The sequence below is a fragment of the Martinezella sp. CNPSo 3890 genome, assembly GCF_057784455.1.
This window is the reverse complement of record NZ_JBXSOR010000011.1, coordinates 56,573-69,502: the sequence shown is the minus strand read 5'-3', so window position 1 is coordinate 69,502 and position 12,930 is coordinate 56,573. Positions and strand designations below refer to the sequence as shown.

Genomic DNA, 12,930 nt, shown 5'->3' with positions numbered 1-12,930 from the left:
ATTAGCGAGCGTGGTAGTCAAGAGCTTCGCATGCTGTTGCAAAAGGAGAACGGAGGAGGCACGCTGACGGCGGACTAAACCTTTGTATAGGTTAGATCAGACGCCGTTCGGTTTAAAGTAGGCCGATAACGAGGGGAGACGCAATGTCATTTGGTGCTGGAGGATTATTGAGCCGCCGCGGTGAGGGTAGGCACGATGTGGTCCTCGCAGCCACGGCGCTCATCCTTGCGATCACTGTATTTTACGTCGACACTTTTACCAATATCGAGAGCGCCATCGCAGTCCTTTATGTGATCGTCCTGATGCTGGCATCAGAGCTTCTCACTCGTAAAGGATTGATTGTCGGTGCCCTCGGCTGCGCCGCCCTTGCGCTTTCCTCGTATTTCCTCACCCATGGCTGGGATCCCGATCTGCAGACATTTCTCCGGCTGGCTGTTTCGATTGCTGCGCTGACGATCACAACGGCCCTTCTGCTGCGAACCGAAGCCTTTCGTCGTGAGATATTGGAGACGAACGCAGCTCTGGCCGAAAGCGAAAAGCGATATCGCGCAATCTTCGATCAGGCGCGCGTCGCCTTGTGGGAACGCGATTACTCCCGCGTTCGCGCATTCTTGATGGATATCAAGAAAACGGGCGTGCGCAGCTTCAAAGAGCATGTGCGCGAAAATCCCAACGTTGTTTCCCGCTGCATAGACATGACCCGAAACGTGGCGTGGAACGAAGCGGCGCGTGAATTGCTCGGCGAAAGCTCGATCACAGGAGAGATCAGCTCCATGCGGCAATTGATTGTCCCGAACGACCCCACCTTTCTCGAGTTGATGGAGGCGATTTTCGATGAACGTGATCATTTCGAAGGCAAGGGCGCGATCATCACGACCTCGGGCGAAAAGAAACAGGTTCTGTTGAGCGTTCGCTTTCCCGACAACCAGAGTGCATTCCAGCGTGTGGTGGTCGGGATGTTCGACGTGACGCAGCGTGAGCATATGCAACAAGCGTTGCGAGATGCCGAAGCAGAGCTTGCACATGCCTCGCGCGCCGCAACCGTCGGGGCCCTGTCGGCATCGCTTGCCCATGAGCTCAATCAGCCGCTGGGCGCCATCGCGGTCAATTCGCAAACTCTTCTGCGTTGGCTGGATAGAGATCCTCCAGACCTTGTTGCCGCGAGGCGGTCGGCCGAACGTATGATCCGCGATAGCAATCGGGCGAGCCAGATCATTCAAAACACGCGCAATCTTCTGTCCCGGAAGGAAAGCGAAACCGAGTGGATCGACCTCGAAACGCTCGCGGCGGAAACGCGAATCCTGATGGATCACGATCTTCAGCGCGATGATGTGACGGTCGATCTTGTAATTGAGCCTGATCTGCCCCTTGTCAAAGCCGTGCGGATCGAGATTCAGCAGGTCCTCATCAATCTCATCACCAATGCCATCCAGGCTATGGTATCGTCAGGGGCAGTCTCTCGCCGCGTATCGATTTCACTTGGCCGCCATGAGAATGGCCAGGTGAGGATCGTCGTGCGCGATAGCGGCCCGGGACTTTCCGAAGAAGATATGACACGAATATTTACACCTTTCTTTTCGACGAAACCTCTGGGCATGGGAATGGGATTATCCATATGCCGAAGCATGGTCGAGGCGAGAGGTGGGCGACTGGATGGTACAAATCACCCAGAGGGGGGCGCCGCCTTCCACATGATATTGCCGATCGAGGACGAAGATGAGTGACCGCAAGAGCCCGAGCAGGACAGATGAAGATCTTGGCCCCGTCGTGTACGTGATCGATGATGACGACTCCATGCGTGAGGCGCTTCTTGATCTTTTTCTTTCGCTCAAGATGGAGGCGGCCGGCTTTGCCAGCACTCGTGATTTCCTTGACGGTCTCGATCGCGATCGCCCAGGCTGCATTCTCCTTGATGTCAGGCTGCCGGGCATCAGTGGGTTGGACTTTCAGAACCAGCTGGAGGCCATGGGCAGCCGACTTCCCATCGTCTTCATCACCGGTTTCGGGGATATTCCAATGAGTGTGAGAGCCATGAAAGCCGGCGCCGTCGACTTCCTCACGAAACCCTTTCGCGACCAGGACGTTCTCGACGCGGTGGCGGCGGCGATCAAGAAGGATGCTGCCGTCAGACGCGAGACGGCTGCCAGTGACGCGGTCCTCTCGCTGATTGCAACGCTGACCCCCCGTGAGCGCGAGGTTATGAACGCCGTTGTCACAGGCAAGATGAACAAGCAGATCGCATTCGATCTCGGGATCAGCGAGATTACGGTCAAGCTGCATCGCGGGAACGTGATGCGCAAAATGCAGGCCCGATCGGTCGCCGATCTGGTTCGACTCACGGAAGCTGCGAACACGCGATAGGCATACCTAAACTAATGTATGGTACCAATTTTGGCGCAATCGTCGCATTCTGCGCCAACAACACTTCTTACCGACTATCCTAGGTCAGACTATTGTGCCCCATAAATCAACCATCGCTATTGTCGACGACGACGAAGCCATTCGGGAAGCCCTCGATGACCTCGTACAATCGTGCGGCTACAATAGTCAGCTTTTCACGTCCGCCGAGGAGTTTCTGTCCTTCGAGGATCAGGCGAGCATCGATTGTATGCTCGTCGATGTGAAGATGCCCGGTTTGAGCGGTCTTGAGCTTCAGGACGAATTGAACAAAAGTGAACACAAGCCTCCAATGATCTTCATGACATCTTACAAGGATGATCGAACCCGCGCGGCGGCCATGGATGGGGGGGCTTTCGCTATCTTTGGCAAGCCAGTGAACATCGACCAGCTGATCGCCTGCCTCGAAGAGGCTTTGGTACCGCGATAGATCGGGCTGTGCGAGTGGCAACGATCTTGAACACGAATATTGCCGGCTGTCGAGCGGAACACCGACAGCAATTCTCGCTCGCGGAATGCTGGCACGTTGGTCAGGTTGCGCTTGCGTTTTGGTCATCCCGCGTCTGCCGACATAACTCTCTCTTCGACATGGCGGTTATAGAGGCGTACGACGCCTGAGACGCCTGCAGCCGATATTTGCGGCGGATCGGTGAAAGCAACCGTGAGAATGGGACTAAGCGAAGGGCTTACCGCGATAGACCTACGTATAGTGTCACTCTCGCTCGACCCGGCGTAACTTCATCGACAGAATAATTGTCTATTGCCCCGCCGCGGAGGATGGCCATGTTCCGAGTAGAGAGTACCTTCAGCAAAACCATGAAAGCATCACGACGACTTGGATGTGCCTTTGTCGTGGAACCGCTGCGCGCGGTGCGAGCGGCCTTGCATGAGCACGAGAGCAAGGGCGAGGTATTCGATGAGGAGAGGTTCAAAGCTCGGCTGGCCTCCTATTTGAAATCGGTCGAAGCTGCTACTTCCGAGTGATCAGCGACCACTGTAGGTCTTGACGCTTGTTACACCCTCAACTGATGGACGATAGCGGCGGCGCGGTCGGGCCTGAATTCGGCTAACCATAGCACCGGAATCAGAGGGCAGGGCCTCGCCGCGGTAATTGCCGCCGATTGGTCGCAGCTTCACCCGTTTCGCAGCTCCCTCTACAGCACTGACCGCAGTAAAATCTCCTCACAGTATTGCGGGCTACCTCGGATTTGCGCGGCCAGGCTGAGAATATCCTGTGTTTGATGCAGAAAAAGTTTCCGAGATCGTTCGGCGCCCAGTCCAGCTGCTTTCACATCTCGCTGGATACTGACACAGAGCTGACCATCAGCCAATATGCCTTTGAAGGACCCCTGATCGAACCGTTGCTACCGACAGGTCACGAGGCATGCAACGCGGGGATTGTCGGTAGAGCTCAACGGCACCTTCTGAGCGCTGCAATCTGGGACGGCGCGGCGAACTACATGATCCCATGCCCCGCACACTACGTGCGACGGTTTCAACTCATCAATGAAGAAAATGAGTAGCGCGAGGTCGGATAAGCGGCTGCCGAGAGATTTGCAAAGCTGACTAGATCGATCGACGTCACCTGCAACGAGATTGCGGTGATCCCAAGCTTTGATTGCGTTCCGTCTGTTGTTCCCGGGCAACTCATCGCCGCGTCCACAGAAACCAAGATGTGAAGTATAGTCCTATCAAACTAACGTATAGTCCGGTGAAACGAATGTTCGATGGCTGCCTTTCAAAATATATCCTAGATTCTTCATGTCAATCATTGAAGGATATCAAGACATGACCTGTAATCAGCATAATGATGACCGAAGCTTCTCCAAACTGGCCATTTTGGCCGCCTCGCGCATGGCGATCTTGATCGTTGCAACAGGAGCACTGACGTCGGCAGCACTCGCCAGCACAACATGTGCAGGACTAAAGCAGGCGATCAACTCCGACGGAGCCTATCTGTATCACTACACAGATAAGCAGCAGCCGGACCTCGACCTCTATATCCGCTATGTAAAATCGGACACCAAGTGCGATCCAGGCGACGAGCTCCAATCCCGCCTGGTTCCGGATCTCGAGAACTGCTACGTACCGACATGCGTCTTGGGGCCTGGCGAGGACGATCGGTAACATCAATTGTAGCGGCACGAGAGATCGCGCCCTGTCAATATTTCAGCGACGAAGTGCATACTTGCCGTGTAGCGATACGAGAAAAACCGTCCCCTGGACAAGGGGACGGTCTTCGGCGCATCGAGATGCGCCGGCTTCGATGGAGGGGAGGGCATGCAGGGTAATTGGCCGCAAAGGCCGTTCACATCCCGAGCGGTGATGTGATATTTCAAACCGGCGCGGGAGATGTAGAGAACCACTTCGATTCAGTGTCGTATGAAACCTCAACGCAGAGAAATCGATATAACGCCACATCCCCCGTTTGTGGGAAACGCAATCTCACCTGGCTATTTCACCGCAATCCAATAACGTTTGATATTCTGATCGCGCATTTGATCAACTCGGCACCACCGTCGCTCGAGAGCCCAAATCAATTCCGGACCGCCCAGACGACTGACTTTTGTGCTCAGCACTCAGCAATGCGGCCAATAGTGTGACGGTATCGCCGCCACTCTCGCGTTCGCCTTCCCCGTTCGATTGAAGATACCAGGAGAAGGCGAAGAGGCGCGCCACTGGTCATCCGTGCTGCGCGCTGGCGTCCGTCAGCCAAAAGGATAGAGCACAGATTGCAGCTGCGACCGCGACAGTGACAGCCGACGCGATGACGAGGATCTCCCAACTTTGGGCATACAGCAATCCCGCAGCGGCGGGGCCGCAGGCGAGTCCTAACTTGGAAGCGAAGCCGCCAACTACCGTGGCATAGCCGCTTTTGTCGCCTCTCGAGCATGCTGCCAGTACATAAGGCAGCGCAACCGCCATGGTCAGATAGATCACCGCTACACAAAGCGCGAACCAGACAGGAGTCGTTCCGGCGAATACAAGTAGTTTGGTCAGACCAGCAACGAGGAGGGCCGGCGCCACTGGCCGCCATCCGAGATGGCGGCTCAACGAGATCATTAAAAGAGATCCGGGAATACCTGCTGCCAGCCCCACGCCGACAACCACGCCTGCAAAGGCGGGAGATTGTCCGAGATCGACGGCGATGCCGATCAGGAACGCGCCGAGGCCCAGATTAGCGGCTTGAAAGAGAAAGATGCCGGTGACGTTCAGGAACAGCGGCAGCGTAAACCACTTCGATGTCGACCCGCTTCGAGAAATCCGGGCGGAACCCGGTTGATGAAAGCTCGGCAGCAAGGGCACGAGGGCGGCCGCGACAAAACCGAACGCCGCAAGCAAGCCGAAGACCATACCGCCAGGCATCATGTGAGTTAGCAGCGACGATGTACCGATGCCCAATCCACCGAAGCCGAAGTGAAAAACAAACAGTATGCCAAAGCTTTGACGCGCATCGCGGGTTTGAGACATCAGGGCATAACTGACTCCGACAAGGAGCCCGCCCGCGAGCCCATGAATGAAACGAATAATGAGCAGCCAAAGATAGTGCTGGACTGCCATCGTCATCAAATCCGCCATTATCAGTACTGCAAGCAGCCCGAGCAGAAACGCTCGCCAAGGGACGCGCGACACCAGTACAAGCGCCAGCAGCGCGCCAACCATCGCCCCATAGCCATTCACTCCGGCCACGAACCCTGCCTGATCGGGGCGCAAGCCGTACTCTGTTCTAAGAGTAGCGATCAAGGCGGGCATGATGTCGACATAGAGCGGCCCGGCCATCGCTACGAACGCTAAAGTGATATCAACCAGTAGCGTGCTATTGCGCGTCACGCCCTTTCCTGCCGATGTAGGCTGGGTGGCGGTGTGCTCAGTCAAGGCTTACTCTCCTATCCGCCACACCGGCGTCAGCACGGCTCTTATTGGCTGGCGACCTTGGGCTTTCCAGGGCGCTTCTCGGACCTGAAGACACAGAGGCAGTATTTGCTTGCGATAACTTGAGAGCGGTTTCCCTGCAACGGACCTGCCAAGCGACCATACTGTTTTGCTCTGCGATCGTTTGGGCTCGGCGCAAGCAGGCTACCGCATCGTAGGGTCGTTCACGATGTACGAGCTCCGCTTTCACACGCAGCAGTTCGGGCAGATGCCACGCCTCGCCGCTTTCGGTACTCATTGCCAGGGCGTCTTCGATGTAGCGCAATCCCTCGTCATGGCGACCGCCACTCTGCATGGCCTGTGCGAGAAGGCACAAAAACAGTGATCGTCGAACTGGCCACCGCGTGCGCTTGAGTTCCTCAAGACCGCCAAGAAGGTGCTCGATGGCGGCATCATTCGAACCCTGGCCGAACAAAAGGGCTCCCCGAAAGCAGCGGCCCCAAGCTCGCCACGGTCCAAAGGCTTGCTGCCCGGCAGTATCCTGCAATAGGTCCACGCGCTCGGCCATCAAGTCAAGTGCGCCAGCGTAGAACGGAAGCGGGCATCCAGCTTCCACCAATACAAGCGAAAGCGTAGTCGAGTGCCCCCGCAACCTTGCGTCGGCAATGCAACTTGCGGCTGATGCGAGAGCAGCTTCCGACTTGCCGAGCAGCCATAACGTCATGGCCTGGTAGGCGCGCGCGCTGACTCCCTGATCGTACTGCATCCGTACGATGGGACTCAACGCAGGAGAATCGCTATCGAGAAAGGTTTCGAAACATTCGTACGCTGCCGGAATCTGTCCCAGATAAAGTTGTGAAAGACCCAGGAGCCTTTCGCCGATCTTAAGGTTCGCCGGAGATAGCTTTTCCGCCTCGAGGCATGCCAGTTTTCGGAACGACTCAGCAGTTGCCAGAGATAGATGATACCGACCTGCAGCGAGTTCGGAAAGCCAGGTGCCGTACAGCGCGTCCAGCTTGAGTGAAGGATCTCCCGAAGTGGTGGCGATCGCTGCCGTTCTCGCCCAAAGTTTGTCAATTTCAGGTCCAGGTCCGATCGTATAGACCAGGGCGGTTCCTAGCGAACTCAACAGAGAGACCACTCGCGCAGGGTCGGTTTGGCTGCGTGCTTCCAGAGCTGCTGCGCCGCGTTCGAAATAGACAAGAGCCTCGCTGACAAGTGAAAGCTCAAACCATATGGTTGACGACGCGATCGTGAGTTCCACTCCCAGCTCTACGTCGCCACCAGGACCGAAACACCATGCCAAACAGGCACGAAGATCATCGATCAAACACGCGCTACTGGCGAGGCGGTCGGAACTTGCGGCATGGGCGCCGCCGCGGTCGAGGGCGGCGATTTTCGCCTTCACGTGCGCGGCGTGACGTTTGCTCAGGCGATCGAATTCTCCGCGCTCGCGAAGTTTGCCTCGCGCGTATTCCCGGGTGGTCTCAAGTAACCTGTAGCGTGGCACTTCTTGGGTGAAATCAGCGCTTACAAGCGATTTCATGACGAGGCTGGCGATGTTCTCGGTTGTACTCCAGATCGGCTCCGCAATCGAAGCCACCTCTGCACCAGCATCGAGGGAGAAGAGGCCCGGGAATATGGAGATTCTCGAGAAGGTCGTCTTTTCGCTGTCGGAGAGTTGGTCATAGCTCCAGTTAAGAGTGGCCTGCAACGTCTGATGGCGTGGCAGAGCGGTGCGTTGGCCGGACGTGAGTAATTGAAAAGCATCGTCGAGGCGCTGTCCGAGCCCCTGAACGCCATAGGAATCAACCCGTCCGGCCGCCAACTCTATCGCCAGGGGCAGACCTTCAAAACGTCGGCAGAGCTCCACAATGATTGGAATGTCCATCGCCCGTGGTACATAGCTGCCCAGCACCGCCGCAGCCCGCTCGACGAAAAGGCGAACAGCTGAAAAGCTAAGTAGATCCATGGGGGAAACGTCCCGGTCAGCGGGTGGCACCTCCAGACCAGGAAGACGCAAGACAAATTCGCCGGCCGCACGGAGTGGTTCGCGGCTCGTGGTGAGGACCCTTGCTTTTGGTGAACTTCGCAGAAGCTCCTCAGTCGCCTGCGCCGTTGCCTCCAACAAGTGCTCGCAATTGTCCAGTATAAGTAGCGGATCATTGATTGGCAGCGGTTGTGATAATGGTTGCTGCTCAATGTTCAACGTTGCCGCGATCGCCGCCTTCATTGTGCTCGCAACGTGCAAATCATCCGAAACCCGGGCCAGGTCTACGACGACAACAGCGCCATGCCGCGGGAGTAACAGGCGTCCCACTTCGATTGCGGTTGTTGTCTTTCCGACTCCGCCACTCCCTGTGATGGTTATCAAACGTCTTTCGGCCAGGTGTGCGGCCAACGCAGCGATGACTTTCTCGCGACCGATCACGGATTGCAGGGGGCTGGGCAGGTTATGGAACGCCAACGGTTGGCGTTGTGGTGGCCCGATCTCCAAAATCTCGGAGGCGAAGAATTCCACCCTGCCTGAAAAGACATACCCCTGCCTTGCGACGTTATCGATGTATGTCTGTCCGTCCTGGCCATCACCTAAGATGCGCCTGAGCGCGGTCATCTGCACGCGCAGATTGGCCTCCTCCACAAATAGTTTCGGCCACGCGCTTGCTATCAGGTCCTGCTTGGAGACGACCTGACCTGCGCGTTCTACCAACGTGATCAATATCTCCAGGGCGCGACCGCCCATCGCCACTGCATTGCCGTCCTTCGTGAGCTGCTTCGTTGCGAGCGACAAACGAAAAGGACCGAAAGAGGCTTCGGAACGATCTACGTTATGGTTCGACAAAGGAGGCACTTGAAAGTCGCCGTGTCCAAATTCCTTATTATTGCCCGATCCGACGCAGCTGCGCCAGTATACGTGAGTATATAGTCGCGTATCGGAAGACGCGGATTTCGCTGAAATCCATGCCAAGCCTGGATAGAGCGATACCCCGGCCGATCCGCCTGCACCGAAAGTTGTGCTATACGGCTCCATTGGCGTCAAGAGGCTCCCTGGAGCGGCCCGGTACGGTTTGCCCGCTTCTGCAAAATCCATCCGCCTAGCTCACGGTGCATTCGGGATCAGATTTTACAGTTTTTTGCACCTTTATCCGGGATTTTGCGCTATCCCTGCCATAGTACGACCTGACGGAGAGTGCCATGTGCGAAACCGCCTGCTCCAAATTGCTCATGAGTTTGGTAGATGGAATTGGAGATCCTGCAGCCATAGATCCGCGGGGCTATCGTTTGATTCATCAAGCTCTCACCGAATCGGCCTCTCTGGGCACGGATTGCGAAATCGAACAGATGGTCCGGGCCAGGAATGTCCCTGCGGTACGTCAGCGCGTTCAGGTGCAATTCGAGTACGATCCAAATCATAGGATATCGGCGCTGAGAATACTCTTCGAGCAGGATGGTGAAGTCGTCCGCTTCTGGCTGATCCGAAATCGAAGCGAAATACTGGAGTTACTTCTTAATACAGAAGGAGCGGATATAGACGAGCTGACCGATCTTTTCACTGTAATCTACGTTAATATGCAAACAGTGAAGAAATATACTGAGCTCGGTCGAAATATAGAATCGCTTGATATGATAGAAAAAACGATACCTGAATTACAGACGTTTTGGCTCAAATCAAAAGATTACAGTAAACGGCAGAGAACGGTTAAAATATCAATTGCTAATACTACAGATATTCATTGCTCTACCTGAGGGAAGGCAATATTTCGTAGGCACCTCTGTCAGGGCTTGATCATGGCAATCCCGCCCAGGTGAAGTTTGTCGCCGAGGTCTGGTCGAAATCGATGGTCCTCCGGCGTCTTATGCCAAGCAATGCTATATTCCTCGGCTCGACGCCACGTGCCAGATGACCTTGCAGGAACCCGGGAAAGCAGCTTCATGATCGGAGCGATTAGTTCATTTCCAGAGGGGCGGTTCGCAACGGCTCCGTTGCAATGGCATGACCTGACGCTGAAAAGATCTTGATCGACGAACGCGTTACATCAACCGGATCAGTGAACTTTAATGTGAAGTTTTGTAGATCGATAGCAGAGGCGTCCCCAAATCGCCTCGCGTTCAGCCGGTGCTCCATTCGCCGCAGCAAATGAAGCTACCAGACTCTTTTACCATCAGCACCTTCCTGAACATGATCCACCTTCTTCTTCCCAAAGCGAGATATCGAAAACAGCTTATAGCGCGCACCATTCCACCCGTAGTTGAGTGAGGGGTGCTGAAGTGAGACCGACAGCTCGAGCATCGGAGCGGGCTCACGTCAGCTGCAGAAGGTTGGGCAACGCTTTGCGTATCGATGCGGTGCCTCTTAACCGGCAGCGGAGCGGACAATCGTCACAGGCACACCCTTATAGGCGGGCGTTCCTGATCTTTGATCAAAGTCGTCAAGACCAACAACCGCGTTCATCTCGGGATAATAACCCGCGACCGAGCCTTGAGGAATATCGTATTCGATCGCCGTGTATCCGCGCACGGACCGGGCTGGTCCCTGAGCGGTCATCGCGTGAATGTCGATCTTGTCGCCCTCTTGAAGCCCGCGTGCGTTCAAATCGGCCGCATTCATAAAAATAACATCACGCCTGCCAAAAATCCCTCGATAACGGTCATCCAGCCCATACACGGTTGTGTTGTACTGGTCATGGCTCCGGAGTGTCGTCAACACCAGTGTACTTGGATCCGTGAGGCGAGGATCCTCATCAAGACCAGGCGCGGTCAGGAAATTAGCTTTGCCGCTAGCCGTCCGCCATTCACGATGCGACGCCGGGACGTCCAATCGGAACCCACCGCGCACTCGGACACGCCTATTAAAATCGAAGAAGTCCGGGAAGACGATCTCTATCTTGTCGCGAATGCGATCGTAATTCCCGATCATCCCCGCCCAGTCGATATCGTATTTGCTGCCGAGTGTCGCCGCAGCGATACCGGCGATAATTGCTGGCTCGGACTTGAGGAACGGGCTTGGCGGGTCCAAGAAGCCTTTTGACGCGTGGACCATCGACATGGAGTCTTCTACCGTGACAGCTTGGGGGCCGGACGCTTGCGTATCCAAATCGGTTCGCCCAAGGCACGGAAGGATCAACGAATTCTTTGCTGTCAGAAGATGAGACCGATTAAGTTTGGTTGAAATCTGGACCGAAAGGTCGAGCTTGCGCATTCCGTCGAACGTAATCGTCGGGTCCGACATTGCTACCGCAAGGTTGCCGCCAAGGCATATCAGAGCCTTCGACCGGCCATCTGCGATGGCTTTGATCGCCTCAATAGCGTTGTGTCCCTTCTGACCGGTCGGCCTGAAGCCGAAAGCTCTCTCAATTCCATCGAGCAGGCTGTCATTTGGGATCTCTGTAATGCCGACGGTGCGATCACCCTGAACGTTGGAGTGTCCACGCACCGGGCAGATACCCGCACCCTCCCGTCCGATATTGCCTCGCAGCATCAGCAGGTTCGTGGCCTGCTGAACATTGGCGGTTCCTCTCGCGTGTTGCGTAAGACCCATTCCGTAGCACAGGATGACGTTCTTTGCCTTCAGGTAGACGTCGACGGCGCTCTCGATTGCATCTCGGGTCAATCCGGAATAACGCAGGATGTTCTCCCAGGTTGTTCGCTCGACATCCTTTCGCAGGTCGTCGATGCCGACCGTGTGTTCCTTTATGAAATCACGGTCAAGAACCCCTGCACCACCGCTTTCAAGATCCTTCTCGTCGCGCTCGAAAATCGACTTTATCATCCCCTTGATGGCCGCGAGATCGCCACCCGTGCGGACCTGATGGTAGGCCGAAGCAATCTCGGTGGAGGAGAAAGTAACCATTTCTATAGGGTTTTGTGGTGCCGCGAATTTCTCCAACGCTCGCTCCTTGAGCGGATTAAATACTATTATTGGCACTCCGCGGCGTGACGCCTGATGGAGCGTTGTCATCATACGTGGATGGTTCGTTCCGGGGTTATGCCCGAAGCTGAAGATCGCATCCGCATGATCGAAATCCTCGAGCGTCACCGTGCCCTTACCTACTCCAATCGATTCCGGCAATCCAACGCTGGTCGCCTCGTGACACATGTTCGAGCAATCGGGGAAATTGTTCGTGCCAAAGGCCCGAACAAACAGCTGGAATGTGAAGGCAGCCTCGTTCGACGCTCTACCTGAAGTATAGAATTCCGCCTGATGGGGGCTTTCAAGTTTGTTGAGTTCCCTTGCTATGATCGCAAACGCGTCATCCCACTCGATCAGCCGATAGTGGTCGCTGGCGGCATCATAGGCCATGGGGTGTGTCAGTCTCCCCTGGTTCTCCAACTCATGATCCGTCCAGTTCCAGAGTTCCGCGACGGAATGTGCCTCAAAGAACTCCGGCCTGACACGCTTGGCTGTGGATTCCCACGTAATCGCCTTCGCACCGTTCTCACAAAACTCGAATGACGAGGTGTGTTTCGGATCCGGCCATGCACAGCCGGGGCAATCGAAGCCCTCAGGTTGATTTGCCTTCAGTAGCGTCGCTGTGCCCTGTGCAAGGACTTGCTGACGGGCCAGGGTCTGGGCGACCGCCTTCAGCGCACCCCATCCACCCGCCGGTTCATGATATGGTCTGATGCCGTCTGGCCGCTTCCTTGTCATGGCAATCTCCA

Annotated in this window: 9 protein-coding genes; 6 read left to right on the top strand and 3 right to left on the bottom strand. The window is 55.8% G+C overall.

The window, feature by feature from the left end:
* The first annotated feature begins 143 nt into the window (after positions 1 to 143).
* The 5 genes from AC13RC_RS22950 to AC13RC_RS22930 all read left to right on the top strand — a co-directional run bounded on the left by AC13RC_RS22950 (position 144) and on the right by AC13RC_RS22930 (position 4,524).
* Complete coding sequence (locus AC13RC_RS22950) at positions 144 to 1,724, top strand: sensor histidine kinase (protein ID WP_488558516.1); 1,581 nt, start codon at positions 144 to 146, stop codon at positions 1,722 to 1,724.
* Entirely contained in the window at positions 1,717 to 2,361 is a 645-nt protein-coding gene (locus AC13RC_RS22945; protein ID WP_488558515.1) for a response regulator transcription factor, read from the top strand. Before AC13RC_RS22950 ends, AC13RC_RS22945 begins: the two co-directional genes overlap by 8 nt.
* Before the next feature lie 94 nt (positions 2,362 to 2,455).
* On the top strand, positions 2,456 to 2,827 hold the full coding sequence (locus AC13RC_RS22940; RefSeq protein ID WP_488558514.1) for a response regulator transcription factor: 372 nt from the start codon (positions 2,456 to 2,458) through the stop codon (positions 2,825 to 2,827).
* A gap of 353 nt (positions 2,828 to 3,180) precedes the next feature.
* Positions 3,181 to 3,381, top strand: a complete 201-nt coding sequence (locus tag AC13RC_RS22935; RefSeq protein WP_488558513.1) for a hypothetical protein — start codon at positions 3,181 to 3,183, stop codon at positions 3,379 to 3,381.
* 804 nt (positions 3,382 to 4,185) lie between these two features.
* Complete coding sequence (locus tag AC13RC_RS22930) at positions 4,186 to 4,524, top strand: hypothetical protein (RefSeq protein ID WP_488558512.1); 339 nt, start codon at positions 4,186 to 4,188, stop codon at positions 4,522 to 4,524.
* A gap of 555 nt (positions 4,525 to 5,079) precedes the next feature.
* Here the strand turns inward: AC13RC_RS22930 and AC13RC_RS22925 are convergent.
* Positions 5,080 to 6,273, bottom strand: a complete 1,194-nt coding sequence (locus AC13RC_RS22925; RefSeq protein ID WP_488558511.1) for an MFS transporter — start codon at positions 6,271 to 6,273, stop codon at positions 5,080 to 5,082.
* The gene (locus AC13RC_RS22920) at positions 6,266 to 9,361 is read right to left on the bottom strand and encodes an ATP-binding protein (protein WP_488558510.1); all 3,096 of its coding nucleotides are present in this window, start codon (positions 9,359 to 9,361) and stop codon (positions 6,266 to 6,268) included. The genes AC13RC_RS22925 and AC13RC_RS22920 overlap by 8 nt, the downstream gene beginning before the upstream one ends.
* Before the next feature lie 104 nt (positions 9,362 to 9,465).
* Here AC13RC_RS22920 and AC13RC_RS22915 point away from each other — a divergent pair, with 104 nt between their 5' ends.
* Complete coding sequence (locus AC13RC_RS22915) at positions 9,466 to 10,017, top strand: hypothetical protein (protein WP_488558509.1); 552 nt, start codon at positions 9,466 to 9,468, stop codon at positions 10,015 to 10,017.
* A gap of 607 nt (positions 10,018 to 10,624) precedes the next feature.
* Here AC13RC_RS22915 and AC13RC_RS22910 read toward each other — a convergent pair.
* Entirely contained in the window at positions 10,625 to 12,919 is a 2,295-nt protein-coding gene (locus AC13RC_RS22910; protein ID WP_488558508.1) for an FdhF/YdeP family oxidoreductase, read from the bottom strand.
* Positions 12,920 to 12,930: the final 11 nt, after the last annotated feature.